This window comes from Xanthomonas sp. NCPPB 1754 (genome assembly GCF_041475725.2).
Classification (GTDB): Bacteria; Pseudomonadota; Gammaproteobacteria; order Xanthomonadales; family Xanthomonadaceae; genus Xanthomonas; species Xanthomonas euvesicatoria.
The window spans coordinates 3,236,880-3,257,741 of record NZ_CM192982.1; the positions used below are offsets into that span (position 1 = coordinate 3,236,880).

Consider the following 20,862-nt stretch of genomic DNA (forward strand, 5'->3'; position numbering starts at 1 on the left):
GCGGGCGATGGGTGACGGATGACCGATACCCGATGACCGACACCCGATAACGCGCCATGCAGGCACGCACGCTCAGCGAAGGTGCGCGCACGCGGACAACGCTGCGTTCGCCGCGTCGTGATGGTCGCTACAAGGCAGTCGCCATGCGGCGCTTGCCGCGTATGGTCTCCGTCGAGGCGCGCAACGCAGCCGGCGTGGGTTTCCGCCAGCTACGCCGTCTGCGGCTTGCGCAGCCCATCTCCAGCAGCGTGCAACGCCGGCGCGGCAGACCAGCGCAGGCGTAACCCAACGTTGGCACGACCGCCAGCCTGCCATGCAACGTTGCGTCGTGCGGGCTCAACCATTGCACTGCCCCGCGGCGCCCATTGGCAACGCATTTTCTCATCGCGCCACCTGCGCCACGGCTATGATCGGCCGGCACGCGTCGCACCCATCGACGCATCCGCAATGACGCACGACCTCGCCAGCGAGTCTCCATGCAATGACCGATCTGTTCGCTTCCGCCCCGCCCGCCCTCGAAGGTATCCACATCGGCATTGGTGGCTGGGTGTATGCGCCGTGGCGCGCAGGCATGTTCTACCCGGAAGGCCTGGTGCAGCGCCGCGAGCTGGAATACGCAAGCCGCCACGTCACCGCCATCGAAATCAACGGAACCTATTACGGCACGCAGAAGCCGGCCACTTACGCGAAGTGGCGCGATGAAGTGCCGCCCGGCTTCGTGTTCTCGGCCAAGGCGCCGCGCCGCATTACCCAGTCGCGCAAGCTGGCTGGCACCAGGGCGCAGGTGGAAGATTTCATCGGCGGCATTGTCGAGCTAGGCGATACGCTTGGGCCGCTGGTGTGGCAATTCGAACAAGGGCACCGGTTGCAGGCCGACGATCTGGACGCGTTTTTGTCGTTGCTGCCCAAGCGTGCAGGCCCGCGAGCGCTGCGCCATGTGCTGGAGATCCGCGACCACGATGCGGTAGATGCTTCGCTGCTCGCATTGGTGCGCAGCCATGGCGTGGCCACGGTGTTCACCGATTCGGATGAGCACCCCTCGTTCGCCGATCTCTCCACGGATTTCGTCTATGCGCGTCTGATGCGCAGCCAGGCGCGCCTGCATGCAGGGTATCCGGCGCCGGCACTGGCGCGTTGGGCAGAGCGCATCCAGGCCTGGCGCCGCGGCGAAGACCCGGCCGATCTGCCGCACGTGGACGCTTCGGCAGCGCCGGCACGGCAGCCGCGCGAGGTCTTCGTGTTTTTCATCAGTGCGGCGAAGGAACGCAACCCGGCAGCGGCGATGGCGCTGTTGAAAGAGGTGTCGGCGCGTCAGGGCAGCTAGCAACACGACAGCGCCGCCGCGATAGGGGCGCCGCCGCTTCGGAATCGGCAGGTTCCATGCGTATATTCGGATTCTGCGTGCGCGTCCGCAGCCATCTGAGGCTTGCTGGTTTGCCAGCCGCCCTGGTCCGCACATGAGGGCAATCCGCGATGGTTGACGCGGCCGTCTCTTGCGCACAGCGCTGAGCGCTGAGGTGCCGCGATCGATCGCGGCATGGGCTGGTGCATCGCTCCTCGGCCATCCTGCCGTGATGCAGGTCGGCCGATGGCTGGCGGGTCGCACGATTGCTGCGCGACAGCCTGGCCAGCCATCCCTCCACCCCGCCGCTGCACGCCGGCGCCGCGTCCCTTGCAGCGCAACATCACGCAGTTTTCGGCGACAATGGCGCATGCCCACGACCGACCTGCGCAAGGCGCAACTGCAAATCCACTTCTGCGTCCTGCTTTGGGGCATCACCGCGATCCTGGGCAAGCTGATCACGCTGCAGGCACTGCCGCTGGTGTGGTGGCGCATGTTGATCGTGGTGGTGGCACTGGCCTTGTGGCCACGCGTGTGGCGTGGGTTGCGTGGCTTGTCCGGGCGTGTGGTGCTGGGCTATTGCGGCATCGGCGCGCTGGTTGCCTTGCACTGGCTTACCTTCTACGGCGCGATCAAGCTGGCCAATGCATCGGTGGCGGCGACCTGTATCGCACTGGCGCCGGTTTTCACGGCGGTCATCGAGCCATTGGTCACGCATCGCCCGTTCCGTCCGCGCGAGCTGCTGTTCGGGCTGGCCGTGTTGCCCGGCGTGGCGCTGGTCGTCGGCGGGGTGCCGGACGGCATGCGGGCCGGCGTGGTGGTGGGCGCGATTTCGGCGGTGTTCGTCGGGCTATTCGGCTCGCTCAACAAGCGCATGGTGGCGCATGCCGACCCGCTCACCGTCACCGCGCTGGAACTGGGCGCCGGCACGCTGACCCTGACCCTGCTTGCACCGGCGATGCCGCTGCTGCTGCCGGCGTTGCATGGCGATCTGCTGGTGGTGCCCAGCCTGCACGATGGCGTGTTGCTGCTGGCGTTATCGCTGGCCTGCACCTTGCTGCCATTTGCGCTGGCGCTGGTCGCCTTGCGGCATCTGAGCGCCTATTCGGTGCAATTGGTGACCAATCTCGAACCGGTGTACGCCATCGTGCTGGCGATCGCGCTGCTGGGCGAACAACGCGAACTGACCCTGCAGTTCTATCTCGGCGTGGCGATCATTCTCGGCGCGGTGTTCCTGCATCCGGTTCTGGAGCGTCGGCGCACGGTGGCGCACCCGGAATTGCTCGGCACAGCCGAGGCGAAAAATATCGTCGACTGATTGCACAGCGCTGCAAGATCGCGCTTGTCCACTGCGACCGCCGCGTTGAAGCACGCCGGCGTTCACGCTGCATCGCGCGGCGTCCGCGCCGCCCGGCATACGGCAATCGACGTCCCATGCGCTGGCCAGGCGATCTGCATCGGCAGGCGCGCAACCACGCGCCCCTACTCCAGTGCGACCACCTGATCGCGCCCACCGCGCTTGGCCGCATACAGGGCCTGGTCGGCACGCTTGATCACCGCCTCCACGCTTTCCTGCGGGTACAAGGTCGCCACACCGATACTCACCGTCACCGGCAGCGCGATCGTCATCGCCGCCACGCTCTGGCGCAGGTATTCGCATTGCACGCGTGCCTGCAGCAGATCCGTATTCGGGAGCAGCAATACGAATTCCTCGCCGCCATACCGGGCGATGGTGCCGGCACCGGCCATATGCGCACGCAACAATGCGGACAATTCGCGCAGCACTGCATCGCCCTGATCGTGCCCATGCACGTCGTTGACGGTCTTGAAGTGGTCCACGTCCAGCAGCGCGACCGACAGCGGCTGGCCCACCGCACGCGTCTGTTCGGTGGCCGCCGCCAACGCCACCGCGAACGCGCGCCGGTTGGGCAGGCCGGTCAACGGATCGGTGCGGGTCTGTTCGACCAGGTCGGCGTTCAACGCATCCATCTGCGCGTAATAGCCAGCCATCTGCTGTTCGTACCACTCGCGCTCGTGCAACTGCTGGCGCAACTGCCTGCCGGCCAGCCGCAACTCAAGCAGCTGCGAGGCCTGCCGCGACAATGCCTGCAAGGCCTCGCGCTGGTCTTCGCGCAGATGCGCCGGGGTCTGGTCGAACACGCACAGCGAGCCCAGCGCCAGGCCCTGGCTGGTCACCAGCGGCGCGCCGGCATAGAAGCGCACCCCGCCGCTACCGACCACCATCGGGTTATCGTGGAAGCGTGGGTCCAGCAAAGTGTCGTCCACCATCAGCACTTCGTCCGGGCGCAGGATGGCGTGCGCACAGAACGAGATATCGCGTGGTGCTTCGCTGCGTGGCGCACCGTGCGCAGACTTGAACCACTGCCGGTCTTCGTCCACCAGCACCACCGCCGCCATCTGCGTCTCGCACAGCGTGGAGGCAATCATGGTCAGGTCGTCGAATGCACGTTCGGCTGGCGTATCCAGCACGTCGTACTGGCGCAGCGCGGCCAGCCGCTCGGCCTCGTTGCTCGGCAATTCCGGTTTGATCACTGCCGCCCCCTGGCTGTTATCTGTGAAAGTATGCCGGAGCCCGGCAAGTGCCACCATCGGGCGCACCCTACGCTGCAGCGCCGCCCTGGACGGCATCGGATATTTCGAAGCGCGATCCATACAGCGGGCGCAAGCACCCGGCACGGCGTTGCACGTTTGGTGCGGCAGCACGGCACTACAGCGCGGGCATGTGCCGTGTCCGAAACGCCGGCTGCGCCGACCTGACTGCGATGCAGCCGGCCCGGCACAGGCGCTTACCAGTCGGTGCGTTGCGGCAGCAGGCCGCGCAATTCCGCGTCGCTGAGGTTGCGCCACTGCCCCGGCTTGAGCGCAGCCAGCTTGATGTTGTCGATGCGCACCCGGCGCAGTTGCGTCACCCGGTAGCCGAACTCGGCAGCCATCAGGCGAATCTGCCGATTCAGGCCCTGCTCCAGCACGATGCGGAAGCCGAATTTGGCAATGCGTGCGGTGCGGCACGGCAATGTGGTTTCGTTGTGGATGCGCACCCCGCGTGCCATGCCGCGCAGGAATTCATCGGTGACCGGTTTGTTGACCGCGACCAGATATTCCTTCTGGTGGCGATTTTCCGCGCGCAGGATCTCGTTGACGATGTTGCCGTTGCTGGTCATCAGGATCAGCCCTTCGGAGTCCTTGTCGAGCCGGCCGATCGGGAAGATGCGCTGCTCGTGACCGACGAATTCGACGATATTGCCCTTGACCGAACTCTCGGTGGTGCAGGTGATGCCCACCGGTTTGTTGAGCGCGATGTAGACGTGCTTGCGACCACCGAGCTTCTTGGCCTCGCGTATGCGTAGCGGCTGGCCATCCACCAGCACGGTATCTTCCGCGCCGACCACCGCGCCGGTGCCGGCGGGTACGCCATTGACGGTGACCCTTCGTTCGCCGATCAGGCGATCGGCCTCGCGGCGTGAGCAGAAGCCGGTTTCGGCGATGTATTTGTTGAGTCGGATCGTCATCTGCCAATTATCGGCGATTTGGAGCAGGCCGTGCGCCATGCTGGCTGACCGGGCCAGCAATCGGCAGCAGGCAGTCGCCAGCCGCGTTGTACACGCAGCACCGGCCTGACGCTGCCCGACATCGCACGGGTCAAGCGCGCTACCCGGAGACGGCCACCAGCTGCGGTGTGTGCAACAGTTCTTCCAGCGGGCATGGACGATGCAGGCTGAAACCCTGCACCTGGCCCACGCCGGCCTCACGCAGCCCGGGGATGTCGGCCTCCGATTCCACGCCTTCGGCGACCACCTCGATGCCCAGCGCCAGCCCGACCTGGGCGATCGAATGCACCGCCGCGCGATCCACTGCATCGTGCGCATAGTTGCGGACGAAGCCGCAATCGATCTTCAACACGTCCACGGTGAATTGCTTGAGATAGCCGAACGAGGCCAGGCCGCTGCCGAAATCGTCCAGCGCCACGTGACACCCCCGCGCGCGCACGCTCTGCACAAAACGCTGCGCGTGTTCCAGATCGCCGATGACCGCGGTCTCGGTGATCTCCATGCACAGCTTCGGCACCAGTGCCGGGTAGCGCTCGAACAGGGCGCAGACGACGTCGAGAAAATCCGGCTGCGCGATCGATTGTGCAGACAGATTGACGTGGCACAGGTCCAGCATCGCCACATGCATCGGATTGGCCGCCAACTGCGCGCACAGCGCTTCCAGCACATAGGTATCGACCATGCGCCCCAGGCCGTAACGCTCCACTGCCGGCAAGAATTCACCCGGGCTCAGCACCCGCCCGTCGCTGGCGCGCATGCGCACCAGCACCTCGTACTGCAGGCGCCCCGGGTCGTTCAGCACCTGGATTTTCTGCGCGTACAACAGCAAACGCTCTTCGGCGATCGCCTGTTGCACCGCACTGATCCAGCCACCATCGTGGCGGCGCTGCGCCAGTGCCAGATCGTTCTCGTTGAAGCAGCGAACGCGGTTGCGCCCTTCTTCCTTGGCCGCATGACAAGCCAGATCGGCGGCGGTCATCAAGGTAGTGAGGTCGCTGACGCCGTGGCGAATCTCCACCACGCCAAAACTGCAACTGGGCGTCAGCGGTCGCCCGCCTTGATGGCTCCACGGTTGACCGAGCACGCCGTGCATGCGTTCCAGCACGGCCTGCGCCTGCGCCAGGTCGGTATTGGCCAGTAGGATGGCGAACTCATCGCCGCCCAGACGCCCCAGCCAATCGCCAGAGCGCAGCTGCATGGTGATCACATCGGCGAAGTGGCACAGGAACTTGTCGCCGACCGCATGCCCGAAGGTGTCGTTGACCAGCTTGAAATGATCCAGGTCGACAAAGCACAGCGCGTGGCACATCTGCGGCGATTGCGGCAGCTCGATCAGGCGCAGCAGCCGGCGTTCGATTTCATGCCGGTTGATCAGCCCGGTCATCGCGTCGTGGCGCGCATGGAAGGCCACTTCGTCGGCCAGCTCGTGCGCGTGCGAGACATCTTCGATCACCGCCAGCACCAGGGTCGGCTCTTCCGGCCCCGGCTCGACCAACGACGCGCTCCAGCGGCCCCACATCACCCCGCCGTCGGCACGCACGAAGCGCAATTCGCCGGACTGCAGCAGCTTGGGCCAATCGAGCATGCCGCGGCTGTCCAGCTTGATGTCTTCCGGATGCATCACCTCGGCCAAGGTGCAGGCCTGCAATTCTTCGGGCCGGTAGAGCAGCACGTTGGCCATCGACGCGTTCGCATCCAGCACGTTGCCGCGCAGATCGAACTTGACCATGCCCAGCGCCGCCTGCTGAAACGCGGTACGGAAGCGGCCTTCATGCGACAGCAGATAATCGCGAATGCGCCGCATCGCCAGTACGCAGGTGATCAACACCAGCAGCAAGGTGGCCAGGCTGCAGACCACCATCACATCGTGCAGCAGCCGCGCGCAGCGGGTCAGGTAGGCCAGAAATTCGGACGCGTCGTGACGCATGCGGCCGTCCAGCAGATGCAGTTCATCGCGCAGTGCCTGCAACGCACGCGGGTCGGGCCGGTTGGCGGCCTGCACCGAAGCGGCGCGGTCGGCCAGATTGCTCAGTTGCAGGATGCCGGCGTCGGTGCGCTTCCACAGCGCGATGGCGTCGCCGAGATACGGAAATTGGTGCCCGTAGCGATACAGCCGCACCATTTGCGGCATGTCTTCATGGGCATTACGCCCAGCGGTCAGACCAGCGTAGACCGCGTCCCAATCGATCACCGGCTGTTCGATCGCCACGCGTGCGGCGCGGTCGCCCAGCGGCACTTCCAGCGCGCGGCAGGCGGCCTGCAGATCGGCCGTATCCCCGCTGCCCAGGTAGCGCTCCATCCAGTACACCGATTCCTGCTGGGCGTTGGACCAATGGCTTTGGCCGACGATCCAGGCGGTCGCGCCGGACTGCACTTCGATCACCAGCGCCGACACCACCGTCATGCAGACGGCGATACCGATCAACAGCGCCAGAGGAAGCGTCAGCCAGCCACGCACCAGGTGCATGGTCTGCCCACCGCCCTTGCCGCGTACTGCTTGCGCCATCGCCGTCCGTCCTTCGCCGCCCCAATGCGATTCAGGCGCCCACTGGGCGCCTGAAGGCAGTAACGGCCGCAACGGCCGAGTCTGTATGGCTATGCCCGCTTGGCGTGATGCGACCGGGGTTAGCGACGCTGACTAGATCAGCCTGATCGCCGCCGCCTCGAGGCGCCGTAACGCCTTACCTGCTCGTTATGCCCTTGGATGCATAGCGATACTGGGCAACCCGACCGTCTGCAGGATCCCTGCAAGCAGGGCCGGGCAGCCTTACTCGCCGCGCGGCTTCGGCGGACCCTTGCGGTGCGGCGCGCCGGCGCGGTCCATCGGACGGCCCGGGCCGTTCGGGCGACCGGACGGCTTGCCGCCACGCGGGAAGCGCGGCTTGGACGCCGCTGCGGCCGCTTCGCCGTCTTCCAGCTTGCGCATGTTGAGCTGCTGGCCAGACACCCAGACCTTCTTGAGGTGCTGCAGCAGTTCGCGCGGCATGTCGGCCGGCAGATCCAGAATCGAGTAATCGTCCTGGATGTCGATACGACCGATATAGCGGCTTTCCAGCCCGGCTTCGTTGGCGATCGCGCCGACGATGTTGGCCGGCTTCACGCCGTGGCTGTGGCCCACTTCGATGCGATAGCTCTCCATGCCGAACTCCGGCTCGCCACGTGGGGCCGGCTCGCGGCGTGGACGCTCGCCGGCATCGTCACCGCGCGGCGGGCGTGCAGTGCGTTCGCCTTCGGCACGCGGGCCACGTTCGAACTTCGGCTCGAAGCGGGGGCGATCGCCGCGGTCGGCACGCTCATGACGTTCGCGCGGCGCAGTGTCCTCGCGCGCACCGCGCACCGGCGGGGTCAGCAGGAACGGGGCATCGCCCTGCAGCAGCTTGGCCAGCGCGGCGGCGATATCGATCGCCGGCACGTTGTTTTCGGCCTCGTAGCGCTGCAGCAGGTCGCGGTACATGTCGATCTGGCCACCGGCCAGGGTCTCGGTGATGCGGCTCATGAAACGCGCGACGCGGGTGTCGTTGACCGCGTCCACGCTCGGCAGCTGCATCTCTTCGATCGGCTGACGGGTGGCGCGTTCGATGGAGCGCAGCATGCCCTTCTCGCGCGGCGTCACGAACAGGATCGCGTCGCCGTTACGCCCGGCACGGCCGGTACGACCGATGCGGTGCACGTAGCTTTCGGTGTCGTAGGGAATGTCGTAGTTCAGCACGTGGCTGATGCGCTCCACGTCCAGACCGCGAGCGGCCACGTCGGTGGCCACCAGGATGTCCAGCTTGCCGTCCTTGAGCTGGGCGATGGTCTTCTCGCGTGCGGCCTGCTGCATGTCGCCGTTGATGGCCGCGGCCGCCATGCCGCGCGCCTGCAGCTTCTGCGCCAGCTCTTCGGTGGCCGCCTTGGTGCGCGCGAAGATGATCATGCCGTCGAACGGCTCGACCTCGAGAATGCGGGTCAACGCGTCCAGCTTGTGCAGCCCGCTCACCCACCAGTAGCGCTGGCGGATGTTGGCCGAGGTGGTGGTCTTGGCCGCGATGGTGACTTCGGCCGGGTCCTTCAGATAGGTCTGCGCGATACGGCGGATGGCCGGCGGCATGGTGGCCGAGAACAAGGCCACCTGGCGCTGCTCCGGCAACTTCTTCAACACCGCTTCGACGTCGTCGATGAAGCCCATGCGCAGCATTTCGTCGGCTTCGTCCAGCACCAGCGTCTTGAGCTGGGACAGATCCAGGGTGCCGCGGTCCAGGTGATCGATCACCCGGCCCGGGGTACCGACCACGACATGCACGCCGCGCTTGAGCGCGCTCAGCTGCTGGGCATACGGCTGGCCGCCGTAGACCGGCAGCACGCGGAAGCCGGGAATGGCTTCGGCATATTTCTGGAACGCCTCGGCGACCTGGATGGCCAGTTCGCGGGTCGGGGCCAGCACCAATGCCTGCGGCTTGACCTGGTGGAGATCGGCGTTGGACAGCACCGGCAGCGCGAACGCGGCGGTCTTGCCGGTGCCGGTCTGGGCCTGGCCGAGCACATCGCGACCGGCCAGCAACGCGGGGATGGTGGCAGCCTGGATCGGCGACGGCGACTCGTAGCCGACATTGGCAACGGCCTTCATCACAGCGTCCGAGAGGCCGAGATCTGCAAACAGCAGCGGCGCGGAAGATTCTTGGGTCATGGGTAACTCCGGAGGCGCCGCACGGAGCCGGCAGGCGCAAAGCAGCATAGTGTGCCTCTTCAGCCCCCTTGCTGTCGAAATTTTCGTGACAGTCCATTCAGGTTGTGAGGAATTGTGCTGCTGCGCGAATCATCCCCCGTGTCGTCCCTTGACCTGCCCGACCGGAGCCACGCCCCTGGACACAGACCTGCACACCCGCTTCAGCGCCCTGCTGCAACAGCATCGCGGCATCGTGCTGAAGGTGGCGGCCAGCTATTGCCGCGGACGCGACGACCGCGACGAACTGGCGCAGGAAATCGCCACGCAACTGTGGCGGGCATTTCCCGGCTACGACCCGGGTCGGCGCTTTTCCACCTGGATGTACCGCATCGCCCTGAACGTGGCGATCAGCGATCTGCGCGGCCGCCGCGCGGCCGGCGAGCCGATCGCGCTGGATGCGGTGATGGAGCGCATCGCCGATCCACAGGCGCACGACCCCGTACGCGCGCAACAGGTGGCCGCGCTGTATGCCTTCATCGCACAGCAACCGCCGCTGGAACGCGCGCTGCTGTTGCTCTATCTGGACGAGCACAGCTATCGCGAAATCGGCGAAGTGCTCGGCATCAGCGAAATCAATGTCGCCACCAAACTCAGCCGACTGAAAACGCGCATTCGCGCCGAGCTGTGAACCCCACCGATCCGCAACCGGAGCAAGACATGGAACTGGACGACATCGCCCTGGCCTGGCGTTCGCTGGAACAACGGCTGGACCAACAAGCCGCACTCACCGGCCAGGTGCTCGGCGACCTGCGCAGCCACGCAGCACGCGCGCACCTGCGCCCGTTGTGGCTGAGCCAGTCGGCGCAACTGCTGTGCGCCATCGCAGTGAGTGGCATCGTTGCCCACAGTTGGCTCAGTTTCGCCGAACAGGCCGCTGCCGTCGTCGGCGGCGTGTTGCTGCAGGCGTGGTGCGTTGCGCTGGCTGCGTCTGCGGCCCGTCAACTGTGGCTGTTGTCGCAGTTGGATTTCGCCAGGCCACTGCTGCAGACACAGCGCGCGCTTGCACAGCTGCGGCGCTGGCGCACACGCGTGGCGCCGTGGCTGGGCGTGGCGTTCTGGGTGCTGTGGGTGGCAGTGGCAGGCGCTGCGTGGCGGGTCTTCACCGGCCAGTCGTTGCCGACCGCCTGGCTGCTATGCAACCTGCTGGTCGGTGTCATCGGCGGCATCGGCACCTGGCTGGGCTATCGACGGCTGCAGCGCAGCGGTCACCCCTGGCTGGAACGCCTCGACACCGCGCATGCCGGCCGCAGCGTCGCCCGCACCGAGACCCTGCTGGAACAGATCGCGCGTTTCCAGCGCGAGTAGGCGGATAATCGCGGCCTCCCTGCCACCGAGCACACCATGCAATACCTGGAATTCGACCTGGACGGCGACTACATCGAACTCAACCAGTTGCTCAAGCTGGCCGGCATTGCCGACAGCGGCGGCCAGGGCAAGGCGATCGTCGCCAGCGGCGCGGTTAGCGTCGACGGCGTGCAGGAGCTGCGCAAGACCGCCAAGATCCGTCCCGGCCAGCTGGTGCAGCTGGACGATGTGGAAATTCGCGTATTGGCATGGAACCCGGACGCCGAGCCTGACGCATGAGGGTGGTGGAGATCGGCCGGCGCAACAACGCACCTTCGGCCGACGATCCAACCCACGACGTCTGTGTTTTTTCGATCGCCATCGACTCGGACCAGCCGTTCTGGCTGGAGCAGTCCATCCGCGGCGGCCATGCCGAGCGAGGCGGCTGCAGCATGCTGGCCTTGCACGAACTGGATGCCTGGCGCGGCGACTGGCGTGCAGAGGTGACCAGGGCCGGTTGCGCCTGGGTGATTCCACTGCTGGAGCAAGCCCTGCATACCGGCGAGACGCAGGCGGCCATCGATGCAATCCTGGCGCGGGTGCAAGCGACTGATTGAAGCTCACACCCGCCGGCGACGCTGCATCAAATGCCCAGCAGCGCGCGCACCAGTTTGATGATGCCCCAGAACGACACCACCCAGATGGCGCTGCGCAGGTACGGAATACCCGCGGCATACACCGGCACATACGCCACGCGCGCCCACAGGTAGAGCTGCACGGCGAGTGCTGTTTCTGCGCTGGTGCGCCCGGCTACGCTCACCGCCAGCACGGCGGCCGCGAAGATCGGAAAGGTCTCGAGATAATTGCGAAACGCACGGTCCAACCGCGCCGCCACGCCGGTGAGCGGCTTGGCCTCGCCATCGCGTGCGCTGGCATTCCACTTGGTGCCGCGCTGGGCGGTCATGCTGGCCGAGGCGGCCAGTAATTGCACCAGCCCGAGCACCATCGCCCAGCCCAGCATCTGCAGCTCGATCGTCAGTGGCATACGTTTCTCCCGGCCGATGGAAACATCACTTCACCGCCGTGCGCAGGCTGTAACCGGCCAACCGCCAGGTCTTGTCTTCGTCCAGACGGAACGAGACCAGCTCGCGGACCGGCTGCTGCGCCTTGGCGAAACGGGTCGGGAAGCTGACGTTGACATACAGGCCTTCGGGCACCTGCGCGCCGGGACCGTACTTGACCCGCGTGACCGAGCCCTGCCCGCGCCCCACCACCGCACCCAGCCGCGCGCGTTCGGTGCCGATCTGGCTGACGAAGACGTCGCGCTTGACCGCGGTCTTGGCCACCTTGGACGCGCCATCCCACAAGGACGCGACCTGGTTGCCGTCCACCATCTGCGCCACGCGCAAGGCGGCCTGAGTCATCTCGGTGTTCTGCTTGGTCAGCTGCGCCTGCTGCGCCGGGCTGAGCGCCGGCTGCCCTGCGGGCGCTGCAGCGGCCGGTTGCGCCGCCGCCGGGCTGGCGGCGCGACCGGCCGCCTGCGGTTGTTGAGCGAACGCCAGCGCTGGAGCCAGTGCCAACACGATAACCAGACGAGAACGAAGCATGGGACGGGGACCTTGTACGGATCGGGTGGAAAGGGAGAGGCGCCACCCACCTTTTAGTGGGTAGCGCAGTCTAGAGCGCGTCATGCGCAACACAAGTCTGCGGCTGCAGGTCCGGGGACGGCGCTGAGGGCGACAAGGCAAGCGCTGACGCGGGCCTTTTGGAAAACACACTTCTCGAGCGCGCAAGCGGCGAGCAGGGACCTCCGGCCACCAATGCGCGCATTGGAAGTCATCAGGTCTGGCAGCGGCGTTTCATCCTTCTGTCTGGAGTAGCAGGCATGCTGCAGATGTCGGGCTCGGCTGGGTGCGCGGACGCGTGCCGCAATCACGTGAAGTGACCAGGCGCGCATTCCGCACAGGCACGCACCAACCTTGAATTCCCATTGCCGTTGTCAACGCGATCTAGACCTCGCTCCCGGGAGCCGGCGGTACGGCCGCCACGCCACGCGGCCGCCACAGACGCCAACTGACCCAGAAGGCACGCGCGATCGCGGCAATCAGCGCCGCCAGACTCAGCCAGGTGGCCAGCGTCGCCGGCCATTGTTCGTGCATCGCGGCAGCGGCCAGACGCAGCAGCTCGGCCACACCGAAGCCAACCAGCACCAACAGGGCCGAAGGTAGATATGCCAGTAACACACCCTTGGTCTTGCCTCGCATACGCCCCCCGGCTCGGTTGTGATGCAGCGACGATAGGCAGCGCGCAGTGCGATACGCGTGAAGCCCATCACTGCGCTCAACCGTCGGGGTGCGTCGCGGGCGACGGGCCGGCCTGGGCCGCGTCCTGCGCTGGCGCGGAGTCTGGCTCGGCTGCAGGTGTCGCCGCACCTGCGGCATCGCGCTGGGCTTGGTCGTTTTGCGTCTGGCCGGCCTGCGCCTCACCGGTCTCCGTCTCGGACGTCGGGGTGGCCGGCAGCGCCGCGGCATCGGTTTCGGCCAGCGGGCTTTCTTCCGGGCAGGCCGCATCCGGAAAGCCGAAGCGCTGCTTCAAGGCCAGGCCGCAGGCATTGACCGCGTCCAGGTCTGCACCCTCGCCCTTGCACTTCTGGTCGAAGGCGACCAGAAACGCGTCCTTGCGGCGTACGAAGGCATCGCCGCACTTGCGCATCTGGCGGATGCGTTCCAGATCGTCCTGCACGGCGTTGGTGCCGTCCAGCCCGTATTCGCGCAACTCTTCCACGCTGAGCAGGCGCAGGCTGCGGTTGGGCACGGTCATCATCAGGTCGGCCACCGCCACCGCCACGCCGTTGCGCTCCAGGTAATCCTTGACGTTGCCGTAGACCTCGCGCAGTTCGCGATTGAGCTCGGCGCGCGAAGTGGCCTTGGAGCTGATCCGCATCATGCGGTGAATGCCGACCTTGCCGGCGACCAGGCGGTTGTCGCCGGCCGCCAGCACGAACACGCAGGCGCTGTGGCAGATCGAGCCTTCGCGCACCCAGATGGTCCAGTTGGATTCGCCGATGGTATCGCCGGCGCGGATCGCCGCCTCCACCTGCCCGCCACTGGAATCCAGGTCCAGGATGCGATGCGGCAACTTCCACTGCTCCGCGACCGAGGCCAGCCGCCACACCAGCGCCGCAAAACCCGCATTGATCTTGCCGGCGTAGCGCACCCGCACCAGCCCGGTCTCGCGGCACGGCGCCAGCGCCGCTTCCACGCTGGCCCGGTCCAGTGCCGGCAACAACGTGCCGTCGCCGGCCTCGCGGCTGTAATCGGTCGCGCAGCTGATCCAGGCCTGGCCCGATTCCAGTTCCGCCTGCGGCCAGCCGGCCTCGCCCGCCTGCGTGCGCGGGCGCGGTGGCGGGACCGGGTCGGGCGTATCCACCGACACCATGTGATCGCCATCGCTTGCCTGCCCTGCACCACTCTGCTGCGCAACCGCTGCATCGGCGGAGGTCGCCGACCGATCGCAGGCGGCCAGCAGGAGCAAGCAGGCAAGGGACAGACAAACCGATTTCAGCATGATGTGGGGCACGGAGCGCGACGGAGATCACCCGCAGTCTATGGCTGAATGGGTCGATGGGTTGACCCGGCCATGAACGCGCGGGCTCGCCGCAACCCTGTCCGAAAACGGCCAGCCGGCGCCAGGGCGAGCGCATAGACTGGCGCCATGCAGACCGCAACGCCCGACCGAACCCAATGCGACCGCGCGCGCCTGGCACGCGATGCACGCTTCGACGGGCTGTTTTTCACCGCCGTGCGCAGCACCGGCATCTATTGCCGCCCGGTGTGTCCGGCGCCGCCGCCGAAGCCGGCCAATGTCAGTTACTACCCCACTGCCGCGGCAGCCAGCGCCGCCGGCTACCGGCCGTGCCTGCGCTGCCGGCCGGAGCTGTCGCCGCAGGCGCAGCAACATCTGGGCGAAGAAAGCGTGCAGCGTGCGCTGGCGATGATTGCCGACGGCGCGCTGCAGGAGCAGCCGGTGCAGACGCTGGCCGATGCGGTGGGCTTGAGCGCGCGCCAACTGCAGCGGCAATTCGTGCAGCAGCTGGGCGCCACGCCGATCCAGGTGCACGGCACGCATCGGCTGCTGCTGGCCAAGCAATTGCTGACCGAAACCGCCCTGCCGGTCACCGAGGTCGCACTCGCGGCCGGCTTCAACAGCCTGCGCCGCTTCAACGCGGCCTTCCTGCACGGCTGCGGCATGCCGCCCTCTGCATTGCGCAAGCAGCGTACCGAGGTCCCCGGCGGCGAACTGACATTGCGCCTGGGCTATCGCCCGCCACTGGATCTGCCGGCGATGCTGGCCTTCTTGCAGCGCCGCGCGATCCCGGGCATCGAGCAGGTCGATGCCAATGGCTACCGGCGCGTGATCGGCCCGCCGGGCAAGGCCAGCGTGATCGAGGTCAGCGCAGCACCGCAGCGCGCGGAACTGCTGCTGCGCATCGGCGCTACCGACCCGCGCCAGATTCCGCAGATCGTGCGGCGCGTGCGCCGGCTATTCGATCTGGATGCAGACCTGCAGGCCGTGCACGCCACGCTCGCGCCGGAACCACTGCTGGCCGAGGCGCTCGCGCGCCGTCCCGGGCTGCGCGTGCCCGGCGGCTGGGACGGCTTCGAAGTGGCGGTGCGTGCGGTGCTGGGCCAGCAGATCAGCGTGGCCGGCGCAGCAACGCTGGCAGCGCGGTTGGTGAACCGTCATGGCGGTCATCATGCCGACATGCCACCCGGACTGGATCGCAGTTTCCCCACGCCCGAACAGCTGGCCGACGCGCCGCTGGAACAACTCGGCCTGCCGCGTGCGCGCGCCGCCACGCTGCGTGCGCTGGCATCGGCCTGCGCGCAAGGCCAGCTGCACTTCGGTGCCGGGCAGCGCCTGCCTGATTTCATCGCCGCCTGCACCGCGCTGCCCGGAATCGGGCCGTGGACCGCGCATTACGTGGCCATGCGTGCGTTGTCGCATCCGGACGCGTTTCCGGCCGGCGACCTGATCCTGCAGCAGGTGCTCGGCGCTCCCGGGCGCCTGAGCGAACGCGCCACCGAGGCCCGTTCGCAGGCGTGGCGACCGTGGCGCGCCTACGCCGTGCTGCACCTGTGGCATCTGGCCAACGACCGCAAGGACACCCGCGCATGAGCACACTGCACTACGACACCTTTCCCTCGCCGATCGGCGCACTGAGCGTGGCCGCCGACGCCACCGGCGTGCACCACATCCTGTTCGCGCAGAACCGCTACGACGCCATCGGCCGTGCGCGCTGGTTGCACGACCCCGATGCGCCGCTGGTGCGCGAAGCACGCGAACAGTTGCTCGATTACCTGCATGGCGGGCGACGCAGTTTCGATCTGCCGCTGGCGCCGGTCGGCACACCGTTTCAGCTGACGGTCTGGCGCACGCTGGCGCAGATTCCGTTCGGGCAGACCTGGAGCTACGCGCAACTTGCGCAGGCGGTCTGCAAGCCGGCCGCGAGCCGCGCGGTGGGCGCTGCCAACGGACGCAATCCGCTGCCGATCGTGCTGCCCTGCCATCGCGTGATCGGCGCCAATGGCACGTTGACCGGCTTCGGCGGCGGCCTGCCGACCAAGCAGGCCTTGTTGCATTTGGAAGGCTGGTCCCCGCGTGGCGCGCGCGCCGACGATCTGTTTGCACCTGCCTCGGCAGTGCGCACTGGCTGACTTCGCGGCGTCATCGCTGCGCCGTAAACTGACGCCATGATCGACCGACGTTTTGGAGTTGCCGCAGCGGCGCTTGCCTTGCTTGCGGCCTGTAGCAGCCAGCCATCTGCGCGCAGCGCGCCCACGCAGGCGCCAACTGCAGCGCCCAAGACCGCATCGGCCAGCACCCCGCACACACTGCTGCTCATCTCCATCGACGGCCTGCGCGCGGACATGCTCGATCGCGGCATCACGCCGAACCTGTCGCAACTGGCACGCGAAGGCGTACGTGCGCGCTGGATGACGCCCTCGTATCCGTCGCTGACGTTTCCCAATCACTACACCCTGGTCACCGGGCTGCGCCCGGACCACCACGGCATCGTGCACAACAGCATGCGCGACCCGACGCTTGGGGGTTTCTGGTTGAGCAAGTCCGAGGCGGTGGGCGATGCGCGCTGGTGGGGCGGCGAACCGGTGTGGGTGGGCGTGGAAAACAGCGGCCAGCATGCGGCCACCTGGTCGTGGCCAGGCAGCGAGGCGGCAATCAAGGGCGTACGCCCGTCGCAGTGGCGCCATTATCAAAAAGGCGTGCGCCTGGACACGCGCGTGGACGCAGTGCGGGGCTGGCTGAAAACCGACGGCGCCCGGCGCAATCGCCTCGTCACGCTGTACTTCGAAAATGTGGACGAAGCCGGCCACGACCACGGCCCGGAATCGCGCGAATACGCCGACGCCGTGCGCGCGGTGGATGCGGCCATCGGCCAGCTGCTGACAGGCATGCAACGCGATGGCACGCGTGCGCGCACCAACATCATCGTGGTCTCCGACCATGGCATGGCCGAGGTTGCGCCGGGGCATGCGATCAGCGTGGAAGACATCGCGCCGCCGCGGATCGCCACCGCAATCACCGATGGCCAGGTGATCGGCTTGCAGCCATTGCCTGGGCAACAGGACGCTGCCGAGGCCAGCGTGCTCGGTGCGCACGACCACTACGACTGCTGGCGCAAGGCGGAGCTGCCGGCACGCTGGCAGTACGGCAGCCACCCGCGCATTCCGTCGATCGTGTGCCAGATGCACGAAGGTTGGGATGCACTCTTCCCGGACAAGCTTGCCAAACGCGCGCAGCGGGGCACACGTGGCTCGCATGGCTTCGATCCGGCATTGCCATCGATGCGGGCGGTGTTCCTGGCGCAAGGCCCGGACCTGGCGCAAGGCAAGACACTGCCAGGCTTCGACAACGTGGATGTGTATGCGCTGATGACCCGGCTGCTGGGTATTCCGGCAGCGCCCAACGATGGCAACCCGGCAACCTTGCTGCCGGCCTTGCGCGTGCCGCCGGCAGCCGACGCCAAATAGACGCGACCGGCATCCGCAGCAACGCCGCCATGCGCGCGCGCAGCATCCACGCCGAAAACGCGCACGCAGGCAAGACGCCGCGCCACGTCGTGGCCGCGCGGCTCATGTCGGCGACAGCACAGGAATGTGGCTCGCTGTAGACACCGCTGCGGCCCAGCAGTGCGACAATGACGCAATGTCTGGTTCCAATCCCCCGCCGCGTCGCTTGCGGCCGTTGTTGTCCAGCGAAGGCTGGCGTCGTCGCGCTGCACTGTGGGGCGGCGCCATTGCGGTGGCGCTGGTGGCGATCGTATTCGCCAAGGCCAGCGACGCGGCCTTTCATCTATTTCAACGCATAACCGCACACTCGATTTGGTGGGCACTGCTGCTGACGCCGGGCATCTTCGCGCTGCTCGCCTGGCTCACCTCCGGTGCGCTGCGGCCCACGCGCGGCAGCGGCATTCCGCAGGTAATAGCCGCGCTGGAGCACCCGGAGCCGGCGTTTCGCGACAGCAACCTCTCGTTGCGCGTGTCGGTTGGCAAGCTCGCGTTGACCACCTTGTCGCTGCTCGGCGGCGCATCGGTGGGACGCGAAGGACCCACCGTGCATGTCGGCGCCAGCCTGATGCATGTGTTCGGGCGCTGGTTCGGTTTTCGCGACCCACGCGAGCTCTCGCATTTCCTGCTCGCCGGCGGCGCCGCCGGTATCGCGGCCGCATTCAATACCCCGCTTGCGGGCGTGGTCTTTGCGATTGAAGAGCTGAGCGGGCGTTTCGAGCACCGCTTTTCCGGCACCCTGCTCACCGCGGTGATCGTCGGTGGGGTGGTGTCGCTGGGCCTGCTGGGCAACTACACCTATTTCGGCAAGGTGGCCGTGGCCTTGCCCTTGGGCCAGGCCTGGCTGGCGATCGCCTTGTGCGGCAGCGTGGCCGGGTTACTCGGCGGCATCTTCGCGCGGATGGTGCTGGCCAGCGTCAGCGGCAAACCGCGCTGGTTGGGCGCGCTGCGCCAACGGCATCCGGTGCTGCTGGCCGCATTGTGCGGCGTTGCACTGGTCGGGCTGGCGCTGGTGTTCGGACAAGGCGCCTTCGGCACCGGCTACGAACAGGCGCGCAGCCTGGTGCAGGGGCATGCGGTGGTCGGCCACGAGTTCGGCATGATGAAACTCATCGCCAACCTGGTCTCGTATCTGGCCGGCATTCCAGGTGGCCTGTTTTCGCCGGCGCTGGCAGTGGGTGCCGGCATCGGCCACAACCTCTCGGTGCTGATGCCCAGCGTGGATCCGCGCACCTTCGTGCTGTTGGGCATGTGCGCCTATCTCACCGGCGTGACCCAGGCGCCGCTGACCTCGGCGGTGATTTCGCTGGAACTCACCGACACCAGCCAGATGCTGCTGCCCATCCTGGCCACCGTGCTGATCGCGCGCGCAGTCTCCGGGCTGGTCTGCAAGACGCCGATCTATCGTGGCCTGGCCGAGCAGTTGCTGGCACCGGGTGGCGCTACCGTGGCACCGACGACTTCCGCGCCTGGTCACTGACGTTGGATGCGGCCGGCCAGCAGTGCGCAGCGCGGCCGGCTGCGACAGCAATGATTCAGTGCCGGGTCGCCTGGTGATCGACCACATGTCCCGGCGTTGATCGGGTGGCGCCGGGCCTAAGCCAGCGCGCACACGTACGCCGGGTCCATGAACGTGCCGGGGGAAAAGACGTTGCGGCGACCTGATCGGGCATCGCCTGGCCAGCCGGCGCCTTCACGATGCCGGCCAGGCAATGCCGGACAGCGGACATAAAAAACGCGGCGCAAGCGCCGCGTTCTGGTGTCGCGAAGCTGGCCGGGATCAGCCGGCCTTGGCGACGGTCTTCTTGGCGACGGCCTTCTTGGCCGGGGCCTTGACCACGCCCTTCTTGGCAACCGGGGCAGCTGCACCCACGACAACCTTGCTCACCGCGTGCGAACGCGAATTGCCGTAGCTGGCGTTGTAGCGCTTGCCCTTGGCGGTCTTACGGTCACCCTTACCCATTTCGTCGACTCCTGAATGTGAATACAAATTCCCGTGCTGGCACAGGTCTGGCGAGGTTTCACCGGCGGCGCCCTCGCGCAAGGCCGACAAGCCTACCACGGCGGCCCCGGCGCGCGTAGCTGGGCAGCGCCCGGCCGCCTTGCGGCACTGATCGACCCAAGAACGATGCATGCAGTCGTGGACTGTGCGCGGCCGCGGTTGGAGCAGCAGAGCAGCCAGAAAATGCGGGGGCAGACGTGGAGGAACTCCGCTGTCCGCATCGGCCTGGCGGCGACGCAACCGCACTACGACAAAGGCTTAGTGCGACTAACAAAACGTAGCGAGCAGCTATCAGGTGGGCACGAACGGCGCGCTCAGAACCTTAGCGTACGCGTGGTACATGCCGATTCCGAGCACCGGCCGCGCCCGCCTGGCGGCTGCGCAGTCGTGTTGTTAGCCGCCCTTAGTGCGCGCAGCTGGCGTCGTGCACATGCCCATGCCCGTGATTCAGACGCAGATTGACCAGGTGGGCGATACCGACCAGGGCGCCGCCCAGCGTCATCACCACCGCATGCGGCACCACCGAATGATGAAGCGGGTCGTACAGCAGGCCCAGCCACAGCAACCCCAGGCCGGGCAGCAGCAACGCCAGTGCATGCAGCGCTTTATGCCGGCGATACCCGAGCACAAGGCTGAAAAGGCCCAGCAGCGTCACGAACACCACGATGGCCCGTTCCACCCCGTCGCCCAGCCAGAACGACAGGCCCAGCGAAGGCGCCAGCGCCAGCACCAGTGGCAATACCGCACAGTGCACCGCGCACAGCAGCGAGCCGGTTGCGCCGAAGCGGTCAAGAAGATGGCGAAGGGTTGGTAGAGGCATGACGTCCAGCAGGGTACTCGCGGCGACGTGGAATAATATAACATCTTACTGT

General features: G+C 67.0%; 21 protein-coding genes and 1 other RNA gene. 11 read left to right on the top strand and 11 right to left on the bottom strand.

Annotation, left to right across the window (positions count from 1 at the left end; translation table 11 throughout):
• Positions 1-56: 56 nt before the first annotated feature.
• The 3 genes from ACCQ15_RS14155 (at position 57) to ACCQ15_RS14165 (ending at position 2,660) form a co-directional block, all read left to right on the top strand.
• Positions 57-284 (top strand): hypothetical protein, encoded by a 228-nt coding sequence (locus tag ACCQ15_RS14155; protein ID WP_506187841.1) that lies wholly within the window; start codon positions 57-59, stop codon positions 282-284.
• Positions 285-481: 197 nt separating this feature from the next.
• On the top strand, positions 482-1,324 hold the full coding sequence (locus ACCQ15_RS14160) for a DUF72 domain-containing protein (protein WP_031423452.1): 843 nt from the start codon (positions 482-484) through the stop codon (positions 1,322-1,324).
• Between the two features lie 388 nt (positions 1,325-1,712).
• On the top strand, positions 1,713-2,660 hold the full coding sequence (locus ACCQ15_RS14165) for a DMT family transporter (RefSeq protein WP_003487571.1): 948 nt from the start codon (positions 1,713-1,715) through the stop codon (positions 2,658-2,660).
• A gap of 164 nt (positions 2,661-2,824) precedes the next feature.
• Here ACCQ15_RS14165 and ACCQ15_RS14170 read toward each other — a convergent pair whose 3' ends face one another.
• The 4 genes from ACCQ15_RS14170 to ACCQ15_RS14185 all read right to left on the bottom strand — a co-directional run bounded on the left by ACCQ15_RS14170 (position 2,825) and on the right by ACCQ15_RS14185 (position 9,577).
• Positions 2,825-3,952: a GGDEF domain-containing protein gene (locus ACCQ15_RS14170; protein WP_011348033.1), complete on the bottom strand. Its 1,128-nt coding sequence runs from the start codon at positions 3,950-3,952 to the stop codon at positions 2,825-2,827.
• Positions 3,953-4,149: 197 nt separating this feature from the next.
• Complete coding sequence (locus ACCQ15_RS14175; RefSeq protein WP_014090599.1) at positions 4,150-4,872, bottom strand: pseudouridine synthase; 723 nt, start codon at positions 4,870-4,872, stop codon at positions 4,150-4,152.
• 139 nt (positions 4,873-5,011) lie between these two features.
• Complete coding sequence (locus ACCQ15_RS14180) at positions 5,012-7,417, bottom strand: putative bifunctional diguanylate cyclase/phosphodiesterase (RefSeq protein ID WP_347129801.1); 2,406 nt, start codon at positions 7,415-7,417, stop codon at positions 5,012-5,014.
• 261 nt (positions 7,418-7,678) lie between these two features.
• A complete protein-coding gene (locus ACCQ15_RS14185; RefSeq protein ID WP_218490065.1) occupies positions 7,679-9,577 on the bottom strand; it encodes a DEAD/DEAH box helicase in 1,899 nt (632 codons plus the stop codon).
• Between the two features lie 148 nt (positions 9,578-9,725).
• Between ACCQ15_RS14185 and ACCQ15_RS14190 the strand changes: the two genes are divergently transcribed.
• From ACCQ15_RS14190 to ACCQ15_RS14205, 4 genes are read left to right on the top strand one after another with little or no spacing between them, the layout of a single operon-like run.
• Positions 9,726-10,244: a sigma-70 family RNA polymerase sigma factor gene (locus ACCQ15_RS14190; RefSeq protein WP_372380706.1), complete on the top strand. Its 519-nt coding sequence runs from the start codon at positions 9,726-9,728 to the stop codon at positions 10,242-10,244.
• Positions 10,245-10,273: 29 nt separating this feature from the next.
• Entirely contained in the window at positions 10,274-10,921 is a 648-nt protein-coding gene (locus tag ACCQ15_RS14195; RefSeq protein WP_372380707.1) for a hypothetical protein, read from the top strand.
• Positions 10,922-10,957: 36 nt separating this feature from the next.
• Positions 10,958-11,200, top strand: a complete 243-nt coding sequence (locus ACCQ15_RS14200) for an RNA-binding S4 domain-containing protein (RefSeq protein ID WP_005912879.1) — start codon at positions 10,958-10,960, stop codon at positions 11,198-11,200.
• The gene (locus ACCQ15_RS14205; protein WP_218498594.1) at positions 11,197-11,517 is read left to right on the top strand and encodes a hypothetical protein; all 321 of its coding nucleotides are present in this window, start codon (positions 11,197-11,199) and stop codon (positions 11,515-11,517) included. Before ACCQ15_RS14200 ends, ACCQ15_RS14205 begins: the two co-directional genes overlap by 4 nt.
• 26 nt (positions 11,518-11,543) lie before the next feature.
• Here ACCQ15_RS14205 and ACCQ15_RS14210 read toward each other — a convergent pair whose 3' ends face one another.
• The 4 genes from ACCQ15_RS14210 to ACCQ15_RS14225 all read right to left on the bottom strand — a co-directional run bounded on the left by ACCQ15_RS14210 (position 11,544) and on the right by ACCQ15_RS14225 (position 14,467).
• On the bottom strand, positions 11,544-11,945 hold the full coding sequence (locus ACCQ15_RS14210) for an MAPEG family protein (RefSeq protein ID WP_005912874.1): 402 nt from the start codon (positions 11,943-11,945) through the stop codon (positions 11,544-11,546).
• 25 nt (positions 11,946-11,970) lie between these two features.
• Positions 11,971-12,507: a DUF4019 domain-containing protein gene (locus tag ACCQ15_RS14215; protein ID WP_057681427.1), complete on the bottom strand. Its 537-nt coding sequence runs from the start codon at positions 12,505-12,507 to the stop codon at positions 11,971-11,973.
• Between the two features lie 402 nt (positions 12,508-12,909).
• Positions 12,910-13,164: a hypothetical protein gene (locus ACCQ15_RS14220; protein WP_005912872.1), complete on the bottom strand. Its 255-nt coding sequence runs from the start codon at positions 13,162-13,164 to the stop codon at positions 12,910-12,912.
• A gap of 76 nt (positions 13,165-13,240) precedes the next feature.
• Positions 13,241-14,467 (bottom strand): COG3904 family protein, encoded by a 1,227-nt coding sequence (locus ACCQ15_RS14225; protein WP_122272553.1) that lies wholly within the window; start codon positions 14,465-14,467, stop codon positions 13,241-13,243.
• 147 nt (positions 14,468-14,614) lie between these two features.
• Here ACCQ15_RS14225 and ACCQ15_RS14230 point away from each other — a divergent pair, with 147 nt between their 5' ends.
• The 4 genes from ACCQ15_RS14230 to ACCQ15_RS14245 all read left to right on the top strand — a co-directional run bounded on the left by ACCQ15_RS14230 (position 14,615) and on the right by ACCQ15_RS14245 (position 19,468).
• Complete coding sequence (locus ACCQ15_RS14230; protein ID WP_008575644.1) at positions 14,615-16,078, top strand: AlkA N-terminal domain-containing protein; 1,464 nt, start codon at positions 14,615-14,617, stop codon at positions 16,076-16,078.
• Positions 16,075-16,617, top strand: a complete 543-nt coding sequence (locus ACCQ15_RS14235) for a methylated-DNA--[protein]-cysteine S-methyltransferase (protein WP_372380708.1) — start codon at positions 16,075-16,077, stop codon at positions 16,615-16,617. The genes ACCQ15_RS14230 and ACCQ15_RS14235 overlap by 4 nt, the downstream gene beginning before the upstream one ends.
• A 36-nt stretch (positions 16,618-16,653) precedes the next feature.
• Complete coding sequence (locus tag ACCQ15_RS14240) at positions 16,654-17,952, top strand: alkaline phosphatase family protein (RefSeq protein WP_014090608.1); 1,299 nt, start codon at positions 16,654-16,656, stop codon at positions 17,950-17,952.
• Positions 17,953-18,076: 124 nt separating this feature from the next.
• Complete coding sequence (locus ACCQ15_RS14245) at positions 18,077-19,468, top strand: chloride channel protein (protein ID WP_127166644.1); 1,392 nt, start codon at positions 18,077-18,079, stop codon at positions 19,466-19,468.
• Between the two features lie 300 nt (positions 19,469-19,768).
• Here the strand turns inward: ACCQ15_RS14245 and ACCQ15_RS14250 are convergent, their stop codons facing one another.
• From ACCQ15_RS14250 to ACCQ15_RS14260, 3 genes are all read right to left on the bottom strand, one after another.
• Positions 19,769-19,951, bottom strand: a complete 183-nt coding sequence (locus tag ACCQ15_RS14250; protein WP_008571876.1) for a 30S ribosomal protein THX — start codon at positions 19,949-19,951, stop codon at positions 19,769-19,771.
• A gap of 304 nt (positions 19,952-20,255) precedes the next feature.
• Positions 20,256-20,332: non-coding RNA, sX9 sRNA (locus ACCQ15_RS14255), on the bottom strand.
• Between the two features lie 61 nt (positions 20,333-20,393).
• Positions 20,394-20,810, bottom strand: a complete 417-nt coding sequence (locus ACCQ15_RS14260; protein ID WP_008571877.1) for a MerC domain-containing protein — start codon at positions 20,808-20,810, stop codon at positions 20,394-20,396.
• Positions 20,811-20,862: the final 52 nt, after the last annotated feature.

Bases quoted from the DNA above. Each gene is read 5' to 3' on its own strand.
- ACCQ15_RS14175 (WP_014090599.1), bottom strand. From the start codon at position 4,872: ATGACGATCCGACTCAACAAATACATCGCCGAAACCGGCTTCTGCTCA.
- ACCQ15_RS14245 (WP_127166644.1), top strand. From the start codon at position 18,077: ATGTGGCTCGCTGTAGACACCGCTGCGGCCCAGCAGTGCGACAATGAC.
- ACCQ15_RS14195 (WP_372380707.1), top strand. From the start codon at position 10,274: ATGGAACTGGACGACATCGCCCTGGCCTGGCGTTCGCTGGAACAACGG.
- ACCQ15_RS14205 (WP_218498594.1), top strand. From the start codon at position 11,197: ATGAGGGTGGTGGAGATCGGCCGGCGCAACAACGCACCTTCGGCCGAC.
- ACCQ15_RS14160 (WP_031423452.1), top strand. From the start codon at position 482: ATGACCGATCTGTTCGCTTCCGCCCCGCCCGCCCTCGAAGGTATCCAC.
- ACCQ15_RS14230 (WP_008575644.1), top strand. From the start codon at position 14,615: ATGCAGACCGCAACGCCCGACCGAACCCAATGCGACCGCGCGCGCCTG.
- ACCQ15_RS14215 (WP_057681427.1), bottom strand. From the start codon at position 12,507: ATGCTTCGTTCTCGTCTGGTTATCGTGTTGGCACTGGCTCCAGCGCTG.
- ACCQ15_RS14260 (WP_008571877.1), bottom strand. From the start codon at position 20,810: ATGCCTCTACCAACCCTTCGCCATCTTCTTGACCGCTTCGGCGCAACC.
- ACCQ15_RS14220 (WP_005912872.1), bottom strand. From the start codon at position 13,164: ATGCGAGGCAAGACCAAGGGTGTGTTACTGGCATATCTACCTTCGGCC.
- ACCQ15_RS14250 (WP_008571876.1), bottom strand. From the start codon at position 19,951: ATGGGTAAGGGTGACCGTAAGACCGCCAAGGGCAAGCGCTACAACGCC.
- ACCQ15_RS14155 (WP_506187841.1), top strand. From the start codon at position 57: ATGCAGGCACGCACGCTCAGCGAAGGTGCGCGCACGCGGACAACGCTG.
- ACCQ15_RS14240 (WP_014090608.1), top strand. From the start codon at position 16,654: ATGATCGACCGACGTTTTGGAGTTGCCGCAGCGGCGCTTGCCTTGCTT.
- ACCQ15_RS14170 (WP_011348033.1), bottom strand. From the start codon at position 3,952: ATGGTGGCACTTGCCGGGCTCCGGCATACTTTCACAGATAACAGCCAG.
- ACCQ15_RS14180 (WP_347129801.1), bottom strand. From the start codon at position 7,417: ATGGCGCAAGCAGTACGCGGCAAGGGCGGTGGGCAGACCATGCACCTG.
- ACCQ15_RS14185 (WP_218490065.1), bottom strand. From the start codon at position 9,577: ATGACCCAAGAATCTTCCGCGCCGCTGCTGTTTGCAGATCTCGGCCTC.
- ACCQ15_RS14235 (WP_372380708.1), top strand. From the start codon at position 16,075: ATGAGCACACTGCACTACGACACCTTTCCCTCGCCGATCGGCGCACTG.
- ACCQ15_RS14225 (WP_122272553.1), bottom strand. From the start codon at position 14,467: ATGCTGAAATCGGTTTGTCTGTCCCTTGCCTGCTTGCTCCTGCTGGCC.
- ACCQ15_RS14165 (WP_003487571.1), top strand. From the start codon at position 1,713: ATGCCCACGACCGACCTGCGCAAGGCGCAACTGCAAATCCACTTCTGC.
- ACCQ15_RS14200 (WP_005912879.1), top strand. From the start codon at position 10,958: ATGCAATACCTGGAATTCGACCTGGACGGCGACTACATCGAACTCAAC.
- ACCQ15_RS14210 (WP_005912874.1), bottom strand. From the start codon at position 11,945: ATGCCACTGACGATCGAGCTGCAGATGCTGGGCTGGGCGATGGTGCTC.